Consider the following 18,610-nt stretch of genomic DNA (forward strand, 5'->3'; position numbering starts at 1 on the left):
GTGTGTCGACACTTTAAGGGCTCCCAAAAGGCACTATCAAGCTTTGGAGAGCTCCCTCAAGCTACCCCACGAGCGGAGAGAAAGGGTGTAAGGCCCGATCACCGCCGGTCGATTCTCAAAAAGCCGTTTCAGTCTCTCCTAATTTTATGCATGATGCAATCTTTCACGCGGCCCTGCCATGGTGCTGGCTGGAACGTCGTTCCGGCCTGTCGACACAGGGCTTCGACGCCGCATCGCGCTTTCGGAACGGTGGCCTCCGCCTTCCGGTGCGACGCCGCGGGAATCCGGAGGGCAGGATTGTGGATGATGCAGCGGATCATGGACCCCGGACGCTCCTCGACAAGATCTGGGATCGGCACCGCATTCTCGCGCGGGAGGACGGCCAGGATCTGCTCTTCATCGACCGGCATTTCATCCATGACGTGACGGCCCCGGCCTTCGAGATCCTGCGTGCGCGTGGGTTGAAGCCCCATGCCCCGGCGCGGACCTTCGGCACGGCCGACCATTATGTGCCGACCCATAGCCGCGACATGTCGGCGGTGAACCATCCCGAGCGGCGCACGATGATCGAGGCCTTGACGCGCGATGCGGGCGAGGCCGGCATCGAGATGTTCGGGCTCGGCGACCCGCGGCAGGGGATCGTGCATGTGGTCGGGCCCGAGCAGGGGCTGAGCCTGCCGGGCATGACCATCGTCTGCGCCGACAGCCACACCTCGACGCATGGCGCCTTCGGTGCGCTGGCCTTCGGCATCGGGGCCACCGAGGTCGGGCATGTGCTGGCGACGCAGTCGCTCTGGCAGCGCAAGCCGCAATGGATGCGCGTCCTGATCGAAGGCAGATTGCCCGAAGGCGTCACCGCCAAGGACGTGGTGCTCGCGCTGATCGCGAATATCGGGGTCGCGGGCGCCGCCGGGCACGCCATCGAATATGCCGGCTCGACCATTGCCGCGCTCTCGATGGAAGGGCGGCTGACGATCTGCAACATGACGATCGAGGCCGGCGGACGGGCCGGCGTCATCGCGCCCGACGAGACGACTTTCGCCTATCTCCAGGGACGTCCCCATGCGCCGCAGGGTGCGGATTGGAAGCGCGCGGTCGCGCAATGGCGCGGCCTGCATTCCGATCCGGGCGCGGTCTTCAGCCGCGAAGTCGTGCTCGACGCCAGTGCCATCGCACCGATGGTGACTTGGGGCACCACGCCCGAGGATGCCTCTCCGATCGATGGTCGCGTGCCCGATCCGGCCGCCGCCGCGACGGCGGAACGGCGCGAAGCGATGGGCCGCGCGCTGGCCTATATGGGGTTGAGCCCGGGCACGGCGCTGGAGGAGGTGGCGATCGACCGGGTCTTCATCGGCTCCTGCACCAATGGGCGCATCGAGGATCTGCGCGCGGCCGCCGCGGTGGTGCAGGGGCGCAAGGTCGCCGAGGGCGTCGAGGCCTGGGTCGTGCCGGGTTCGGGGCTCGTCAGGGCGCAGGCCGAGGCGGAAGGTCTCGACAAGGTCTTCGTCCGGGCCGGCTTCGAGTGGCGCTTCGCCGGCTGCTCGATGTGCCTGTCCACCAATGGCGACACGGTCGCGCCGGGCGAGCGCTGCGCCTCGACCTCGAACCGCAACTTCGTCGGCCGGCAGGGCCCCGGCGCGCGGACGCATCTGATGAGCCCGGCCATGGCCGCGGCCGCGGCCGTGACGGGACGACTGAGCGATGTGCGCCGGCTGATGGCGAAGGGCTGATCATGGAACGTTTCGACCGTCTCGAGGCCGTGGCCCTGCCGATCGCGCAGGTCAACTGCGACACCGACCAGATCATCCCGGCGCGCTATCTGCAGAAGCCGCGCTCGGACAATTTCGGCAATTATCTCTTCGCCGACAGCCGTCTGGGCAGGGACGGTACGCCGTCGCCCGAGCTGCCGTTCAACCAGCCGGCTTATGCGTTGGCGAAGATCGTCGTGGCCGAGCGCAATTTCGGCTGCGGCTCCTCGCGCGAGCACGCGGTCTGGGCGCTTTACGACTACGGTATGCGCGCCGTGATCGCCCCGAGCTTCGGCGATATCTTCGCCAGCAACAGCCTGAAGAACGGCCTGCTGCCGATCGTCCTGCCCGAAGATGTCGTGACCGGGCTGATCGCCGGGCTGCTCGCCTATCCCGGCGCATCGGTGACGGTCGATCTTCCGGCGCAGACGGTGACCTTGCCGGACGGGACGGGCCACGCCTTCACCGTCGATCCCTTCGCCAAGCATTGCCTCGTCAACGGCATCGACGAGCTCGGCTACACGCTCGGGCTGGCGGGAGAGATCGCCGCCTTCGAGAGATCTTACGGGAGTTGATCCCCGGCTTGGGGAATCGGCGACGCGATCCTGGCCCGTGCCTGACGCGCGGCATTTCCGGGGTCGCTCCGGCGGCCCGCACGCTTGACAGTTCGGCGGTCACAAATAGAATGCATCTTATAAAATAGAGCCTGACCGGCTTCCGAATGCAGGTTTCGGCCTGCATCGCGGGTTGCGGTCTGCGCCCTTCATGCGGCCTCGCATGGCGGAAGCCGGAACCGGGTCCCCGCGCCAATGGAAACGCCAGAATGAGCCCCGAATTCGAGATCATCGACCATAAGCGCTTCAGATCGGCCATCGTCGCCAATGCGCGCGTGGAGCTGATTCATTCCGGCATGCGCTGGTCCGAGGGGCCTGTCTACTTCGCCGATGGCGACTATTATCTCTGGAGCGACATCCCCAATGATCGCATGCTGCGCTGGGTCGACGGCGGCGGCGTCAGCGTCTTCCGTTCGCCGTCCAACCATGCCAACGGCAATACGCGCGACCGGCAGGGTCGCCTCGTTACCTGCGAGCATGGCGGGCGGCGCGTCACGCGCACCGAGCCCGATGGCAGCATCACCGTCCTGGCCGATCGCTTTCAGGGAAAGCGCCTGAATTCGCCCAACGACGTGGTGGTGAAGTCCGACGACACGGTCTGGTTCACCGATCCCGACTACGGCATCCTCAGCGACTACACCGGCAATCGCGGCGAAGGAGAGCTCGGAGCCAACCATGTCTTCCGACTCGACCCGGCGACGGGGGAACTCGAATCCGCCACGGCCGCGATGATCAAGCCGAACGGCCTCGCCTTCTCGCCGGACGAGAGCATCCTCTACATCGCCGACACCTCGATCACCCATGACCCCGAAGGTCATCACCACATCATGGCCTGGGACGTCGTCGATGGCCGGAAGCTCGCCAATCCGCGCGTCTTCGCGGTGATCGAGCCGGGCATCTCGGACGGCTTCCGCGTCGATGCCGACGGCAATGTCTGGACGAGCGCCGGAGACGGGGTCCAATGCTATGCGCCCGACGGAGCGCTGATCGGCAAGATCCGCCTGCCGGAGCAATGCGTGAACCTCACCTTCGGCGGCCCCAAGCGCAACCGGCTGTTCATCGCCTGCGCCTCGAGCGTCTACGCCGTCTATGTCGGACAGCGCGGCGCGCAATACCCCTGAACCCGGACACGACCGAAACCGCCTTCTCCGCTGCCATGCGGCGCGGGCCATCCTCCCGGACGATGCCATGACTTCGATGAACCATCTCAGGAACAAGGTCGCCGTCGTCGGCGTCGGCAACACGCCCTACGGCAATTTCCCGCACAAGAGCGACTATGCGCTCGGCGCCGACGCCTTCAAGGCCGCGCTGGTCGATAGCGGCCTGGAAAAGCACGAGATCGACGGGCTGGTGACCTGCCGCGTTCCGTATTACGCCCGGATGGGCGAGGTGCTCGGCCTCGATCCGCGCTGGACGCTCGCCATGCCGGGCCATGGCCGCATGTCCGGCATGGCGATCATCGAGGCGATGCTCGCCATCGAGAGCGGCGCCGCCGACCATGTCGCGCTGATCTACACCAATATCGGCCGGTCGCGCCGGATGAACTATGGCGGCGACGATTCCGCCAGCGTCTGGGACCCGTGGGGCTTCACCTCGCCGGGCGCGGCGCATGCGATGATGTTCCGCATGCACATGCAGCGCTACGGCACGACGACGCGCCAGCTCGCCGAGGTCTCCGTCGCCTTCCGCCAGCACGCGATCCTCAACCCGGACGCGGTGATGAAGAAGCCGATGACCATCGACGACCATGAGGAGGCCCGCCCCATCGCCGAGCCGCTGCGGCTCCTGGACTACTGCCTGATCAACGACGGCGCGGTCTGCATGATCCTGACCAGCGCCGAGCGGGCCAAGGACCTGCGCAAGCCGCCGGTGCTGATCACCGGGGCCGGCGGGCGCGATGCCTTCCGCCGCTCGGCCGTGGCGAACTTCGATCCCGATATGTGGTTCACCGAGGCGCAGGACACGTCGCGCCAGGTCTATGAGATGGCCGGCGTCGGCCCGGATGATGTCGACGCGCTGATGTGCTACGACAATTTCAGCCCGACCGTGCTCTTCAGCCTGGAAGGCTTCGGCTACTGCAAGCGCGGCGAGAGCGGCGCCTTCGTCGAGGGCGGTCGCCTCGCGCTCGGCGGTGCGCTGCCGACCAATACCGATGGCGGCCACCTCTCCAATTCCTACATGCAGGGCTGGGCGCTGAACATCGAGGCGGTGCGCCAGTTGCGTGGCGAATGCGGCATCCGCCAGGTGCCCGGTTGCGAGGTCGTGCATTATGTCGCGACCACGCCCTGCACGCGCTCGATCATCTATACGCGGGCCTGAAGGAGGCATCGATGAGCTACGGTACCCCGGTTCCGGACGGCGATCCGCTGATGGAGCCGTTCTGGCAGAACGCCCGCGAGCACCGGCTCTCGGTGCAATGCTGCCGCGACTGCGGCGACCGGCACTTTCCGCCGAGCCCGGTCTGCCCGTCCTGCCTTTCGGAGGAACAGGATTGGGAGGTCGTCAGCGGCAAGGCCACGCTGATTTCCTGGGTGACGTTCCACCGTGCCTATTGGGACGTGCTGCAGTCGCAGTTGCCTTACGATGTCTGCCTCGTCGCGCTGGAGGAAGGGCCGCTGCTGATGAGCAATTTCCTCGGCCCAAGGCCGGAGAATGCGCGGGAGGGCCTGCCGCTGCGCGTCGCCTTCGATGCGGTGTCGGACCATCTCACCTTGCCGAAATTCGTGGCGGCCTGAGCCGGCCGACGCATGGCTTCTTCGATCATCGACGCCCTGCCGGCCGACATTCTGGAGCGCCTCGACGCGACGGCCGCTCGCGCCGAAACCGCCTGCGGCGCCGGGCGGATGGTCTGGCGCATCTGGGGTTCCGGACGCCCGCTGGTGCTGCTGCATGGCGGCTACGGCTCCTGGCAGCACTGGGTCCGGAACATTCCGCATTTCCAGCGCTCGCACCGGCTCTTCGTGCCCGATATCCCGGGCCTCGGCGAGTCGGACGACGCCGACGATCCGACGCCCGCAGGGATCGGCGCGACGGTCGCCGCCGGAATGGCGGAACTGATCCCGGCCGGGGACGCGATCGATCTCGTCGGCTTCTCCTTCGGCGCGCTCATCGCCGGCCATGCCGCCACGCAATTTCCCCGCGCCCTCGCCTCGCTGACGCTCGTGGGGCCGGGCGCGCTCGGCCTGCCGCGCAGCAATATCGTGCTGCAACGGACCGACGGCGAGATGTCGGAGGCTGCGCGGCGGGAGGCCAACCGGGCCAACCTCGCCATGCTGATGATCGCCGACGAGAGCCGGATCGACGCGCTCGCCATCGATATCCAGGCGCGCAATGTCGGGCTCGCGCGGGTGAAGAGCCGCCGCTTCGCCAACTCGCCCTCGCTGACCGATGCCCTCAGGCAATCGCGGCCGGGGCGGCTGAACGCGATCTGGGGCGACAAGGATGTCGTCGCCAGCGGCCGTTTCGCCGAGCGCGAGGCGCTGCTCAGGGAGATCCGGCCGGACGTCTCCTTCAACCTCGTGCGGGATGCCGGGCACTGGGTCGCCTATGAGAGGCCGGAAGCCTTCAACGCCTTGCTGGAGAGCCTGATCGACTAGCTCCTTTTGCGGGAAGGCCTCCCCGGGGTGCTTCGCCTCCGCCGATCGGCGGTGCCGGATGGGATATCGCATCTGCCGGCTCCAAATGCATCCAGCAGATTACGAAATTATGCCGGCAAATGATTTGCGGGCGAGGGGGACGCCATGAAGTTCGATTTCTCGACGCTCAGCCCGATCGAGCGCTACAAGCTGATCTCCTCGACGGTGGTGCCGCGGCCGATCGCCTGGGTCTCGACCTGTGACGCTGAGGGACGGCCGAATGCCGGCCCGTTCTCCTTCTTCAACGCTTTCGGCGAGGACCCGCCCGTTCTCGGCTTCGCGATCAACGACCGCCGCCCCGGCGACCGCAAGGATACCGGCCGCAACATCCGGGAGACGGGCGACTTCGTCGTCAATATGGTCGCCGACCACCAGGCGGAGGAGATGAACATCACCGCCGCCGAGTTCCGGCCCGAAGTCGACGAGTTCGCGGAGGCCGGGCTGGAGGCGGTGCCATCCGAGATGGTCAGGGCGCCGCGTATCGGCGGCAGCCCGGTCTCATTCGAGTGCGAGCTGCTGCAGATCGTCGAGCTGGGCCCGCATCGCTCCCTGGTGCTCGGCCGTATCGTGCTGATGCATGTGGTCGACGAGGCGGTGCGCGACGCTGCGCGCTATCATATCGACACGCCCGGATTGCGGCTGCTCGGTCGCATGCAGGGCAACTGGTACGTCCGGACCGCCGATGCGCTCGAAATCCCGCGCATCATCCCCGGCCCCGGCAAGATCGCCGAATAGGCGCGCCTGCGCGGGACCGGGCAGCAGCGCGGTTCAGCGCCCGCCGGAAACCGTGACTTCCGTGCCGGTGACGTAGGAGGCTTCGTCCGAGAGCAGGAAGAGGATCACCTGCGCGATCTCGATCGGCTGCGCGACGCGGCCGATCGGCACGACGGGCAGAATGCGCTCGATGCGCGCGGCCGGGTTCATCTCGGTTTCGGTGAGGCCGGGGCTGACGCAGTTGACCCGCACCCCTTCCTTGATCGCTTCCCGGCCGAGGCCCTGGGTGAAGCTCAGGACCGCCCCCTTCGAGGCCGAATAGTGCACGCGCTCGCCGGCACTGCCGAGGCGGGCCGAGACCGAGCCCAGATTGACGATCGCCCCGCCCTGTCCGCCGCGGCTTCTGGCCATGCGGGTGATCGCCTCGCGGGCGCAGAGCATGCAGCCGAAGATGTTGGTGTCGATCAGGCGGCGCAGTTCGTCGACCGGGGTATCGATCAGGTTCGACGGGCCGCCATTCATGCCGGCATTGTTGACCAGGCCGGTCACGCGGCCGAAACGCTTCTCCGTCTCGTCGAAGAGCTTGCTGACGTCCTCCGGCCTCGAGGTGTCCGCCTGCATGGTCGCGGCCTTGCCGCCGGCGGCAAGGATCGCCTGTACCACGTCTTCGGCCGGCTCGCGCCGTTCGAGATAGGTCGTCATGACGCTCCAGCCGCGCTCGGCCGCCAGCTTCGCGGTGGCCGCGCCGATCCCCCGGCTGCCGCCGGTGACGATAAGAACCTTGTCCATGCCTGCGTTCTCTCCCATCGGCCCTCATTTCGGGCGCTCAAAACTCATTCCGGGGCGTTGCCCTTCTCGTGCCGCCGACCATCGTTTCCAACCCGCGGCGGTTTCAGGGACCGGCTCGGCGACCACGGATCGCGAGTCCGCTTGTCGGAGGCGAATTCATCTTATATAATGCATTTTACATTCTTGACAAAAACAATGAAAAACAAGAGGCGCCAGTCGGTTAGAGCGCCTCGAAGCCAGGGCAGAGGAACGCGTGCGGACAAACCACACTCGAATTCCGTCTACCGTCGGTGCGCAGGATCTCGCGGCCTTTTCCGTCATGGCCGGAGGGTGGCGGGTTTGCTGAACACGCTCGATATCGCAAGGCCGGTGGCGGCTCGGCCCTCGGCCCAGGCCCCGCTTCTGTCCGTTGAAAACCTGCGGGTCGAGTTCGACACGTCGCGCGGCCGGGTCCGTGCCGTCGATGGCGTGAGCTGGAACGTCTACCCCGGCGAGACGATGGCGATCGTCGGCGAATCGGGTTGCGGGAAATCCGTCTCGGCCCTTGCCGTGATGGGTCTTCTGGCCAAGCCCGCGGGGCGGGTGGCCGGCGGCAGGATCATGTTCGGGGACCGCGACCTGACCAAGCTGTCGACGTCGCAGTTGCGCGAGCTGCGCGGGCGCGACATCGCCATGGTCTTCCAGGAGCCGATGACGAGCCTGAACCCGGTGCTGTCGATCGGGATGCAGCTTGCCGAGCCGCTCAGGATCCATCTCGGCATGAATGCGCAGGAGGCGCGCGAGCGTTCCATCGAGCTGCTCGGCTTGGTCGGCATCGCCGATGCGGCGCGGCGGCTCGACCAGTATCCGCATCAGTTCTCCGGGGGCATGCGCCAGCGCGTGATGATCGCGATTGCGCTCACCTGCAATCCCAAGCTGATCATCGCCGACGAGCCGACCACGGCGCTGGACGTCACCATCCAGGCCCAGGTCCTGGAGCTGATGAAGGAGCTGTCGCAGAAGCTCGGCATCGCGCTGGTGATCATCACGCACAATCTCGGCATCGTCGCCCGCTACGCCGACCGGCTGACGGTGATGTATGCCGGGCGCGTCGTGGAGGAGGGCACGGCCGAGCAGCTCTTCGCCCGGCCGCGCCATCCCTATACGTTGGGACTGCTGCGTTCGGTGCCGCGGCTCGACCGGCCTCGTGCCGGCCTGCTCGACACCATCGACGGCTTGCCGCCCAATCTACTGGCCCCGCCGACCGGCTGCCGCTTCGCCGAACGCTGCTTCCTGCGCGCCGCCGCCTGCGAGGCCGACCCGCCGCTCTTCGACCTTGCCGAGGGGCAGCGCAGCGCCTGCCATCGCCATGCGAAGCTGGAGCAGGCGCTGGCGGCACGGCCGGCGGCGCCCCCGCTGCCCGAGGCGGCGCCGAGCGATGGCGAGGCTCCGCTTCTGTCGGTTCGCGCGCTGCGCAAGGATTTCCACGTTCCGGTCGGGCAGGGGCGCCACGGGCTGGTACGCGCCGTCGACGATGTCTCCTTCGACGTCCCACGCGGGACGACGCTCGGGGTGGTCGGCGAATCCGGCTGCGGCAAGACGACCGTTGGCCGGATGATCCTGAGACTGACGCCGCAGACCAGCGGCGAGGTGCTGTTCGAGGGGACCGATATCGCGTCCGCCTCGGCCGAGGCGATGCGGAAGCTGCGCCTGCGGATGCAGGTGGTGTTCCAGGACCCGTTCAGCTCGCTCAATCCGCGCATGTCGATCGGCGATACGTTGAACGAGCCGCAGCTCGTCTATCGCAAGGCCCGTAACCGGCGCGAGGCGGACGAGCGCAGCGCGGAGCTCCTGCGCCGCGTCGGCCTCGTTCCCGAGATGGCGTCGCGCTATCCGCACCAGCTATCGGGTGGGCAGCGCCAGCGCGTCGGCATCGCCCGCGCGCTCGCGATGCAGCCGAGCTTCATCGTCTGCGACGAGCCGGTCTCGGCGCTCGACGTCTCGGTCCAGGCGCAGATCATGAACCTGCTGACGGATCTGCAGAATTCGCTGGGCATGACCTTCCTGTTCATCGCCCATGACCTCGCCGTCGTCCGCCACATCTCCCAGCGCATCGTGGTGATGTATCTCGGCCGCGTCGTCGAGGCGGCCGATTGCGACGATCTCTATCGCGAGCCGCTGCACCCCTACACGCAGGCGCTGCTCGATGCCGCGCCGGTGCCCGATCCGACGATCGAGAGACAGCGGGCCGCGCGCGTGCTGAAGGGGGAACCTCCATCGCCGCTCAACCCGCCGAGCGGCTGCACCTATCACACGCGCTGCCCCCGGGCGACAGCGGAATGCGCAGGCATCGTGCCGCCCTTGCGGGAGGTCCGCCCCGGCCATTTCGCCGCCTGCATCAAGCTCTGAGGGGCCCCGCCATGCTGCGTTACATCGTCAAGCGCCTCGCCCTGATGATCCCGATGCTGTTCACGGTGGCGCTGCTGACCTTCTTCCTGCTGCGCGTCATCCCCGGCGACATCGTGGAGGTGAAGCTGCGCGCCGATGGCGGCAACGTCTCACAGGAAGTCATCGAGCGCGAGCGCGTCCGGCTCGGGCTCGACAAGCCGCTGGTGGTGCAGTTCGGCGACTGGATGAAGGGCATCGTCACCTTCGATTACGGCACCTCGATGTGGACCGGCCAGCCGATCTCCCGCGAGATCGGCATCCGGCTGGGGCTCTCGATGCAGGTCGCGGTGATGGCGGCGATCGTCGCGGTGCTCATCGCGGTGCCGCTCGGAACCGTCTCGGCGCTGTTCAGAGATAGCTGGATCGATTACCTCGTCAGGATCGTCACCATCGCAGGCCTGGCCGTGCCCTCCTTCTGGCTCGGCATGCTGATCATCCTCGGGCTTCTGAGCCTGTTCAACTGGTCGCCGCCGGTGACCTACACGTCCTTCTTCACCGATCCGATCGCCAATCTCTCGCAACTGATCTGGCCGGCGCTGGCCGTGGGCTACCGCTATGCCGCGGTCGTGGCGCGCATGCTGCGCTCCTCGGTGCTGGAGGCGCTGCAGGAAGATTACATCCGCACGGCGCGGGCCAAGGGCGTGTTCGAGCGGCTGGTGATCGTGCGCCATACGCTGCCGAATGCGCTGCTGCCGGCCATCACCGTGATCGGTCTCGAACTCGCCTTTCTGATGGGCGGGCTGGTGGTGACCGAACAGGTGTTCAACCTGAACGGAATCGGCCGGCTCTTCGTCGAGGCGGTGACGCGCAACGATTTCACTCTGATCCAGACGCTCGTGATGATGATCGCGGTCATGTTCGCCGTCGTGAACCTGATCGTCGACCTGCTCTATGGCGTGCTCGACCCGCGGGTGACGAACCAGTGACGACGCTCAGCCAGACCGCCCTTCGGCCCAGCCCAGCCCGCCGTCGCTGGCGCGACAATCCGGTCGTCGACTTCGCCGTCAGCCAGCCGCTCGGCGTCGCCGGGCTGGTTGCCGTCCTGGCGATGGTGGTGGCCGCGGTCCTTGCCGACTTCATCGCGCCCTACGATCCGGTCGCGATCGATTTCGAGGCGATGCTGGCGCCGCCCTCGCTGGCGCATCCCTTCGGGACCGACAGCTTCGGCCGCGACATCCTCACCCGCATCATGTACGGCGCGCGCACGGCGCTGACGATCGGCTTCATCTCCTCCTTCATCGGCTGCACGATTGGCGCGCTCATCGGGCTGGCCTCGGCCTATTACGGCGGCTGGCGGGACATGATCGTCCAGCGCGGCATCGATCTCCTGCTTTCCTTCCCGATCATCGTTCTCGCGCTGGTGGTGGTGGCGATGGTCGGCCGCAACCGCGTCGGCGGCATCGACGTCAACCTGATCTGCGCCATCACCGTGCCGATCATCCCGCGCGCGGCGCGCGTCGTGCGCTCCGCCGGCCTGTCGATCCGCGAGATGCCCTATGTCGATGCGGCGCGAGCGGCCGGCTATTCCTCGGCCCGCATCATCCTGCGCCACATGGCGCCGAACGTGCTCGGACCCTATCTCATCCTGCTGACGGCCTATATCGCGCAGGCGATCCTGCTCGAGGCGTCGCTCTCTTTCCTCGGCCTGGGCGTCAACGAGCCCACACCGGCCTGGGGCCTGATGCTCTCGGGCAATTCCGCCAATTTCTACCAGACCGCGCCGTGGATGATCCTGTTCCCCGGCGCCGCCATCTCGCTTGCCGTGTTCGGCTTCAACCTGGTCGGCGACGCGTTGCGCGACTGGCTCGACCCGCGACTGAAGACCTGAGGTTCCGACGACCGACAATCATAAGAAAACAAGAGGAGGAGACCCATCATGACCGATCTATCCGCATTCCGGCCGAGCCGCCGGGCCGTGCTGCAATCCGGTGCGGCGGGCATGGCGCTGATGGCTGCGGGGCCGCAGGCTTTCGCGCAGGAGACGCCCAAGCGGGGCGGCATCCTGTCCTTCGCCATCGCTGCCGAGCCGCCGACCTACGACCTGCATGGCTCGCAGACCTTCGCGGTCATGCAGCGGGTGGCACCGCATTACTCGACGCTGCTGCGCTACAAGGGCGGCGCCTATCCCGAGATCGTCGGCGATCTCGCTGAAAGCTGGACCAGCGCTCCCGATGGGCTGACCCACACCTTCAAATTGCGCTCGGGCGTGCTGTTCCATGACGGCACGCCCATGACTTCTGCCGATGTCAAGGCGAGCTACGAGCGCATCCGCAACCCGCCCAAGGGCGTGGTGTCGTCGCGGCAGGCTTCGCTAGGCAAGGTCGGCAGCATCGAAACGCCGGATCCCCAGACCGTGGTCTTCAAGATGTCGGCGGTCTCCTCCTCCTTCATCGACGAGGTCGCCGCCTCGCCCTGGAACGCGATCTACAGCGCCGCGCGGCTGGAAAAGGATCCCGCCTGGCCGATCCGCAACGTGATGGGCACGGGGCCGTTCGAGTTTGTCGAGCACGTCGCGGGCTCGCATTGGGTCGGCAAACGTTTCGAGAAGTATTTCCGTCAGGGCTATCCGTTCCTGGATGGCTTCCGTGCCATCACCATGTCGCCGGCCGCGACGGTCAACGCGTTGGTCGGCAAGCAGATCCAGGCGGAGTTCCGCGGGTTCTCGCCGGCGGAGCGCGATCGCCTGATCAAGGGCATGGGCGCCGACGCGAAGGTCCAGGAAGGAGGCTGGCTGCTCCATCAGGACATCAGCTTCAACCCCAAGCGCAAGCCCTTCGACGACCCACGCGTGCGCCGGGCGCTCTCGCTGGCGATCGATCGCTGGAGCGCTTCGCGCTCGCTCGGCCGCATCTCGGTGCTGCGCGATATCGGCGGCGTGATGATGCCGGGCGGTCAGTGGGCGGCGACGGAAGCCGAACTCGAGAAGCTGCCGGGCTTCGGCAAGGACATGGCGGCGAACCGCGCCGAGGCCAAGCGGCTGCTCAAGGAAGCGGGTGCCGAGAACCTGAAGATCCAGCTCCTCAACCGCGCCATCGAGCCCTACATCACCGCAGGCATCTACCTGATCGACCAATGGCGCCAGATCGGCGTGACGGTCGAGAACCACGATGCCGAGACGGCGGCTTGGTACGCCTCGATCGGCGGCGACAATTTCGACGTCGTCATGGACAGCTACACCGACTACACCGACGACCCGACCACCGGACTGCCGAAGTTCCTGTCGGCCGAGAAATGGCCGATCGCTGCGCCGAAGTTCAACGATCCCGAGCTCGACGACCTCTATGCCAGGCAGGGCGCGACGAACGACAAGGCCGAGCGCCGCAAGCTGGTGCGCGCCTTCGAGGCCCGGACCATGGAGCAGGCATATACGGTGCCGATCCTGTGGTGGCGCCGCATCGTGGTGATGCAGGACGCCGTGAAGGGTTGGACCATGTCGCCGACCCACATGCTCTACCAGGATCTGGCGGAAGTCTGGCTGGCTTGATCCGCTGCAGGCCTTCCGCGCGATCATGCGGAGGGCCTTTTCGCACAGGGGGCGTTTGTTTCCACAGCGAAGGAGAAGGCTGATGACTTCAGGCAAAGCGCAGGCGCCGAGCGCCGACCGATTCCGCTTCTTCTGGCAGCCCGGCTGTTCGAGCTGCGTCAGGGTCAAGGAACTGCTGACCGAGATGGCGGTCGACTTCGACTCCGTCAACATCCTCGACGACGAGGAAGGCCTCGCGGAACTGACCCGCCGCGGTATCCGCGCCGTGCCGGTCCTGATCAAGGGCGACGAGATCCTCTTCACGCAGTCGCTGGAGGATGTCGCGAAATTCGTCGGCAAGACGCGCGACGTCCAGCGCCTGGCTCCAGCCGCGCTTTACGAGCGCTGGCAGTATTTCCTCGACACCGCGCTCGGCCTGATCGCGCAGATCCCGCCGGAGCGGCTGCCGGAGTTCCCGATCGCCAGGCGCCCTCGCACGGTCTGCAACCTCGCCTATCACATCTTCCAGGTTCCCGAGGGCGTGATGGCGATGACCGAGGGGCGCACGCTCGATTCGCGCGACTACGACAACGCGATCTATGACCACCTGACCACGGTCGAGCAGATCCTCGACTTCGGCCGCGGCGTCGTCGAGCAGCACCGGCAATGGTGGGCGCGCAGCGACCAGACCGGACAGAAGCTGATCGCCACCTATTACGGCGAGCAGCCGCTGCACCAGATCCTCGAACGCGGCACCTGGCATTCGGCGCAGCATACGCGCCAGCTTAACCATGTGCTTGACGGCTTCGGCGTCGCGGTCGCGCGGCCGATCGACCCGAAGGCTTATGACGGCCTGCCGATGCCGAAGGCGCTTTGGGCTTAAGCTACCTTCCGTCTCCTGCTTTTCCGCGCACCTTCCAGCTCTTCGCGCATCGTTCGCCCAAGCGATGCGCGAGGCGTCTTTCTTTGCGCTGCGCCTCGACGCTGTTTGTATAAATGTCCACACTTATGTCGGTTAATGCTCAATTTTGCTTCACTAACAGTACACAATATGATTGGCTGTCGACATTAATGGCGGAGTGGCAATCCTGCACAGGCCAGGGAGAGCGGAAATGTCGGCAGGTTCACTCATGACGGGAAGCATGGAGCATCTGCGTCGCCCGCTCGTGCGCAACATCAAGGCGGGCGACAAGGTGCTCGTGCTCTCGGACACGGCGCACGATCCGCGGGTCTGGCAGGCGGTGATGAGCATTCTGCAGGAGATCGGTGCCGATACGACGGTCACGCTCTTCGAGCGGCGGCCGGCCGACTACTACGATCCGCCGGCGGCCGTCTGCGAGGCGATGATGAAGTCGGATGCCAACATCCTCATCGCATCGACGGGGATGCTGCATTGCGCCGCGAGCCTGCGCTCGATGGAGGCCGGCATTCCCTCGATCTGCCTGGATGGCGGCATGCAGCTCGAATGGCTGCAGTCCGGCGCCATCGCCGACGACATGCGCCAGATCGCCGTGCGCAAGCATTATGTCGGCGAGCGCGTCTTCGGGGCGGGCGCGAAGACCTGCCGCGTCACCTCGCGCTACGGCACCGACTTCACCTACAGCGTCGACGGCCAGATCTGGATTCCGCCGCTGCCGAAGCCGGATTACGATCCCTACAAGATCATCAACTTCCAGAAGGACGAGAACCGCCCTGCCGGCAAGCTCTACTATTACCTGTACCCGACCGGGGAGTTCAACGTCGCCCCGCACGAAGGCACCGCCGAGGGCAAGCTGGTCATCGACCTGACGATGCATCATCTCGGCCGGCTTTCGACCCCGATCGAGCTGACCGTCAGGAAGGGCCGGGTGGTCCAGATCGACGGCGGCGCCGATGCCCGGATCCTGCGCGACTTCCTCGAAGCCTATGGCGACGAGAACGCCTATATGTGCCCGGCCGAAGCCTCGGTCGGCGTTAACGCGAAGGCCGTGATCCGCGGCATTCAGCGCGAGGACAAGAACATCATGGGGACGATGCATTTCGGCCTCGGCACCAATGTCGATGTCGGCGGCTCGATCTTCTCCAAGATCCATATGGACGGCGTGATCCTGCACCCGACGCTCTATGTCGACGGGGTCAAGCGGATCGAGGACGGCCGCTTCCTGGTCGACATCGAAGGCTGAGCCGCAACCGGAGGCGGCTCCTCGGCTTCCGCCCGCACTTTCGGGCTGGTAGGGTCGGGACGATGCTTCCGGGGAGGTGAGTCATAGCAACGCAGGTGGAACTGGCTGCAGCCACGCAGGCCCAGATCGACAGCCGCTCCCTGGCGCATGCCCAGGCTCTCGTGCAGCGTATCGTCGCCGAGCGTCACGACCGGCCGTCGCTGGTCTCGCGCATCGCGATCGAAGTCGGCGCCGAGATCATCGAGGGGATCAGGCAGCCCGGCGACGACCTCAATTCGGTCGAACTCTCGAAGCGCTACCGCACCAGCCGGACGCCGATCCGCGAAGCGCTGATGCTGCTCGAAAAGGAGGGGCTGGTCGACGTGCCGCCGCGCAAGCGGCCGCGCGTCGCCTCGCCAGGCCTCGACGAGATCCGCGAAATCTACCGCGCCAGGGCGACGCTTTTCGCGATGGTCGCCGCCGAGACCGCGCGCTCGATCGACCAGAAGGGGCTGGATCGGCTGAGGGCCGGCTTCCGGGACATGGAGCTGGCTTACCGGGCAGGCGACTTCAACGCCTTCGTCTGGGCCAATGTCGATTTCTACGAGCTGAACACCCAGCTCGCCGGTAATCTGACGGTGAAGCGCATCCTCGATTCACTGCTGCTGCGCACGGCGCGGCTACGCCGGCTCAGCCTGGCGCGCCCGGGCCGGATGGCGCGCTCCTATGACGATCACGCCCGGCTGATCGCCGCCTATGAGGATCGCGATGCGCAGCTCGCGGCCGCGCTGATCCAGTCCAACCACATCAATGCGCTGGCGGCGCTCGAGAGCCATCTGGCTCCAGAGGCGTGAGCGAGCCCCGCGGCCTGGCGCCGCCAGGAAGCAGGATGGAAGCCGCCGTCAGCGCCGCGACGGCGAGCAGCGGGGCCGTATAGTCGCCGCTGCTTTTCACCGCGAGCGCGAAGAGCGCAGGGCCGACGACATAGCCTGAGAAGAGCAGCAGCGTCGCGCCGGCCGAGGCTTCCCTGACGCGGCCGGGAGGCGAAAGACGCGCCACCTCCGCGACCTGCACCCCGTTCCAGCCGGTCACCGTCGCGCCGGCCACGAGGGCGAGCATCACGAGCAGAGGCCAGGAGGTGCCCGGTCCGATCAGCGCGAGGATCAGGGTGCAGATCGCCGAGAGCGCGATGGCGGCCTTCAGCGTCACGGCGGCGGAGCCGATCCGGTCGGAGACCCAGCCGAGCGCGATCCGGCCGATGATGCCGGCGGCCTGCATGATCGCGAACAGCGTCCCGGCGGCGACGAGGCTCAGGCCCAGCTTCTCGACGAGGATCGTGACGAGGAAGGCGAGCCAGACGCCCTGGCTGATCGCGAGCGTCAGCCCGCTGAGCGACAGGCGGACGAGGCCGCCGGTGCCGAGCAGGACCCGGATGGGCACCGTCAGGTTGTCGGCCGAGAGAAAGCTGCGCAGCGTCAGCGGGGCTCCGCCAGCCTCCTCCGGCTCGATGTGCTTGCGGACGGGCTCGATGCAGGCGGCGATCGCCAGCGCGACGATGCCCGAGGCGACGAGACAGGCCGCGAGCCCGCCGAGCCCGATCAGCGGCGGCAGCAGCGCCCCGCCGAGCATGCCGCCGATCGGCACGCCCGATTGCTTGACCGAGAAGAGCAGCGTCTGCCGATCCCGCGGCGCGGCGCGCCGCAGGATGTCGCTGCTGGCCGGTACGGAAGGGCCGTATCCCAGCCCCATCAGGAAGACGCCCGCGATGAGCAGGGCGGGCGAGGGGATCGCGATCAGGACGACGCCGAGCGCTCCGCCGACCAGGCCGAGCTGGAGCGTGCGGACCGATCCGACCCGCGCCATCAGCAGCGCGCCCATCAGCAGGAACGTCATCGAGCCCACCATGCCGATGCCGGCGAGATAGCCGATGGCCGAACTGTCGATACCCCGGTCCATGAACAGGATGGGCGCCACCACCGGCGGCAGGCGGATCAGGAACGAGCAGGCGGACTGGACCGCGAGTGTCATCAGCAGAGGCGCAAGCCAGTCGTTGCCGCCTCCGGCCGATCCGGAATCCGCCTTCATCGTTCAGGGGATCAGGACGGTGGCGCCGAGGGTGCGACGAGCTTCCAGCGCCCGGTGAGCCTCGGCGGCTTCGCTCAACGGCATGGTGGCGCCGACATGGACCTTGACCGCTCCCCGCAGCACGACGTCCAGCACATCGGCGGCGCGCATGAGCAGTTCGTTGCGGTCGCGGACAAACCAGGCGAAGGCTGCGCTGGTGACGAAAAGCGATCCCCGGCTGTTGAGGGTGAAGAGGTCGAAAGGCGGAATGTTCCCCGACGCCGAGCCGAAGGAGACGAGAAGGCCGCGCGGCCGCAGGCAGGCGAGTGAAGCGTCGAACGTATCCTTGCCCACGGAATCGTAGACGACCGGGACCCCTTCTCCCGCCGTCAAGGCCCGCACCTGGCGGGGGGTCTCGGGATCGCTGCCGAGCAGGACATGGTGGCAGCCGTTCTCGCGCGCGAGCGCCGCCTTCTCGGCCGAGGAGACGATGCCGATGACGCGCGCGCCGAGATGGCGGGCCCATTGGGTCATGAAGGAACCGACGCCGCCTGCCGCGGCATGGACGAGGATGGTTTCTCCCGGCCGGACAGCATGCACGGCCTTGAGCAGATATTGGGCCGTGATGCCCTTGGTGAAGAGCGCTCCGGCTACGATATCGTCGATCTCGTCGGGGATGCGGATCAGCCTGTCGGCCGGGAAGAGCCGTTCTTCGGCGTAGGCGCCGGGAGCGAAGTCGGGACCGCCGGCGGCATAGGCGACGCGGTCGCCGACGGACACGGCCGTCACGCCCGGCCCGATGGCCGCGACGACGCCCGCTGCCTCGCCGCCGAGCACATGGGGCAAGTGGGGCAGGGGATAACGCCCGGCCCGATTGTGCAGATCGGCGAAGTTCAGCCCGATGGCGCTATGCCGGATAAGCGCCTCGCCCGGGGCGGGAGCGCCGATCGCGATGTCCTCATAGCGGAGTTGCTCCGGCCCGCCATAGGCGTGGACCCGTACGGCCTTCATCACG

17 protein-coding genes are annotated in these 18,610 nt (G+C 67.0%); 14 read left to right on the forward strand and 3 right to left on the reverse strand.

Annotated elements, in window-relative coordinates:
• Positions 1–296 precede the first annotated feature (296 nt).
• The 7 genes from leuC to ACWH43_RS01835 all read left to right on the forward strand — a co-directional run bounded on the left by leuC (position 297) and on the right by ACWH43_RS01835 (position 6,732).
• Entirely contained in the window at positions 297–1,730 is a 1,434-nt protein-coding gene (gene leuC / locus ACWH43_RS01805; protein ID WP_375797029.1) for a 3-isopropylmalate dehydratase large subunit, read from the forward strand.
• 2 nt (positions 1,731–1,732) lie between these two features.
• On the forward strand, positions 1,733–2,323 hold the full coding sequence (gene leuD, locus ACWH43_RS01810; protein WP_158448178.1) for a 3-isopropylmalate dehydratase small subunit: 591 nt from the start codon (positions 1,733–1,735) through the stop codon (positions 2,321–2,323).
• A 248-nt stretch (positions 2,324–2,571) separates the two neighbouring features.
• The gene (locus tag ACWH43_RS01815; protein WP_158448179.1) at positions 2,572–3,483 is read left to right on the forward strand and encodes an SMP-30/gluconolactonase/LRE family protein; all 912 of its coding nucleotides are present in this window, start codon (positions 2,572–2,574) and stop codon (positions 3,481–3,483) included.
• A gap of 67 nt (positions 3,484–3,550) precedes the next feature.
• Entirely contained in the window at positions 3,551–4,681 is a 1,131-nt protein-coding gene (locus tag ACWH43_RS01820; protein ID WP_158448180.1) for a thiolase family protein, read from the forward strand.
• Positions 4,682–4,692: 11 nt separating this feature from the next.
• Positions 4,693–5,097: a Zn-ribbon domain-containing OB-fold protein gene (locus tag ACWH43_RS01825; protein ID WP_260349332.1), complete on the forward strand. Its 405-nt coding sequence runs from the start codon at positions 4,693–4,695 to the stop codon at positions 5,095–5,097.
• A 12-nt stretch (positions 5,098–5,109) separates the two neighbouring features.
• The gene (locus ACWH43_RS01830) at positions 5,110–5,958 is read left to right on the forward strand and encodes an alpha/beta fold hydrolase (RefSeq protein ID WP_158448181.1); all 849 of its coding nucleotides are present in this window, start codon (positions 5,110–5,112) and stop codon (positions 5,956–5,958) included.
• 144 nt (positions 5,959–6,102) lie between these two features.
• Positions 6,103–6,732, forward strand: a complete 630-nt coding sequence (locus tag ACWH43_RS01835) for a flavin reductase family protein (RefSeq protein ID WP_158448182.1) — start codon at positions 6,103–6,105, stop codon at positions 6,730–6,732.
• A gap of 33 nt (positions 6,733–6,765) precedes the next feature.
• Here ACWH43_RS01835 and ACWH43_RS01840 read toward each other — a convergent pair whose 3' ends face one another.
• Positions 6,766–7,500 carry an SDR family NAD(P)-dependent oxidoreductase gene (locus ACWH43_RS01840; RefSeq protein WP_158448183.1) on the reverse strand — a complete coding sequence of 245 codons (735 nt, stop codon included), beginning with the start codon at positions 7,498–7,500 and terminating at the stop codon, positions 6,766–6,768.
• Between the two features lie 339 nt (positions 7,501–7,839).
• On the opposite strand from ACWH43_RS01840, the gene ACWH43_RS01845 reads away from it, so the two are divergent.
• The 7 genes from ACWH43_RS01845 to ACWH43_RS01875 all read left to right on the forward strand — a co-directional run bounded on the left by ACWH43_RS01845 (position 7,840) and on the right by ACWH43_RS01875 (position 16,385).
• Positions 7,840–9,888 (forward strand): ABC transporter ATP-binding protein, encoded by a 2,049-nt coding sequence (locus ACWH43_RS01845; protein WP_448153393.1) that lies wholly within the window; start codon positions 7,840–7,842, stop codon positions 9,886–9,888.
• A gap of 11 nt (positions 9,889–9,899) precedes the next feature.
• Entirely contained in the window at positions 9,900–10,853 is a 954-nt protein-coding gene (locus ACWH43_RS01850; protein WP_158443932.1) for an ABC transporter permease, read from the forward strand.
• Positions 10,850–11,755: an ABC transporter permease gene (locus tag ACWH43_RS01855; RefSeq protein WP_260349334.1), complete on the forward strand. Its 906-nt coding sequence runs from the start codon at positions 10,850–10,852 to the stop codon at positions 11,753–11,755. The genes ACWH43_RS01850 and ACWH43_RS01855 overlap by 4 nt, the downstream gene beginning before the upstream one ends.
• 48 nt (positions 11,756–11,803) lie before the next feature.
• Positions 11,804–13,411, forward strand: coding sequence for an ABC transporter substrate-binding protein (locus ACWH43_RS01860; protein WP_260349335.1), 1,608 nt, complete (start codon positions 11,804–11,806; stop codon positions 13,409–13,411).
• A gap of 82 nt (positions 13,412–13,493) precedes the next feature.
• A complete protein-coding gene (locus ACWH43_RS01865) occupies positions 13,494–14,273 on the forward strand; it encodes a glutaredoxin family protein (protein WP_260349336.1) in 780 nt (259 codons plus the stop codon).
• A gap of 259 nt (positions 14,274–14,532) precedes the next feature.
• Entirely contained in the window at positions 14,533–15,552 is a 1,020-nt protein-coding gene (locus ACWH43_RS01870; protein ID WP_260349337.1) for an aminopeptidase, read from the forward strand.
• Positions 15,553–15,647: 95 nt separating this feature from the next.
• Complete coding sequence (locus tag ACWH43_RS01875) at positions 15,648–16,385, forward strand: GntR family transcriptional regulator (protein WP_260349338.1); 738 nt, start codon at positions 15,648–15,650, stop codon at positions 16,383–16,385.
• Here ACWH43_RS01875 and ACWH43_RS01880 read toward each other — a convergent pair.
• Both ACWH43_RS01880 and ACWH43_RS01885 read right to left on the reverse strand, forming a co-directional pair.
• Positions 16,339–17,559, reverse strand: coding sequence for an MFS transporter (locus ACWH43_RS01880; protein ID WP_260349339.1), 1,221 nt, complete (start codon positions 17,557–17,559; stop codon positions 16,339–16,341). The genes ACWH43_RS01875 and ACWH43_RS01880 overlap by 47 nt on opposite strands.
• A 60-nt stretch (positions 17,560–17,619) precedes the next feature.
• The gene (locus ACWH43_RS01885) at positions 17,620–18,609 is read right to left on the reverse strand and encodes a quinone oxidoreductase family protein (RefSeq protein ID WP_260349340.1); all 990 of its coding nucleotides are present in this window, start codon (positions 18,607–18,609) and stop codon (positions 17,620–17,622) included.
• Position 18,610: the final 1 nt, after the last annotated feature.

The organism is Allobosea minatitlanensis (assembly GCF_964020775.1).

Excerpts from the sequence above, each read along its gene's own strand:
- leuD (WP_158448178.1), top strand. The coding sequence starts at position 1,733 with ATGGAACGTTTCGACCGTCTCGAGGCCGTGGCCCTGCCGATCGCGCAG.
- ACWH43_RS01815 (WP_158448179.1), top strand. The coding sequence starts at position 2,572 with ATGAGCCCCGAATTCGAGATCATCGACCATAAGCGCTTCAGATCGGCC.
- ACWH43_RS01820 (WP_158448180.1), top strand. The coding sequence starts at position 3,551 with ATGACTTCGATGAACCATCTCAGGAACAAGGTCGCCGTCGTCGGCGTC.
- ACWH43_RS01825 (WP_260349332.1), top strand. The coding sequence starts at position 4,693 with ATGAGCTACGGTACCCCGGTTCCGGACGGCGATCCGCTGATGGAGCCG.
- ACWH43_RS01830 (WP_158448181.1), top strand. The coding sequence starts at position 5,110 with ATGGCTTCTTCGATCATCGACGCCCTGCCGGCCGACATTCTGGAGCGC.
- ACWH43_RS01835 (WP_158448182.1), top strand. The coding sequence starts at position 6,103 with ATGAAGTTCGATTTCTCGACGCTCAGCCCGATCGAGCGCTACAAGCTG.
- ACWH43_RS01840 (WP_158448183.1), bottom strand. The coding sequence starts at position 7,500 with ATGGACAAGGTTCTTATCGTCACCGGCGGCAGCCGGGGGATCGGCGCG.
- ACWH43_RS01850 (WP_158443932.1), top strand. The coding sequence starts at position 9,900 with ATGCTGCGTTACATCGTCAAGCGCCTCGCCCTGATGATCCCGATGCTG.
- ACWH43_RS01860 (WP_260349335.1), top strand. The coding sequence starts at position 11,804 with ATGACCGATCTATCCGCATTCCGGCCGAGCCGCCGGGCCGTGCTGCAA.
- ACWH43_RS01865 (WP_260349336.1), top strand. The coding sequence starts at position 13,494 with ATGACTTCAGGCAAAGCGCAGGCGCCGAGCGCCGACCGATTCCGCTTC.
- ACWH43_RS01870 (WP_260349337.1), top strand. The coding sequence starts at position 14,533 with ATGGAGCATCTGCGTCGCCCGCTCGTGCGCAACATCAAGGCGGGCGAC.
- ACWH43_RS01880 (WP_260349339.1), bottom strand. The coding sequence starts at position 17,559 with ATGACACTCGCGGTCCAGTCCGCCTGCTCGTTCCTGATCCGCCTGCCG.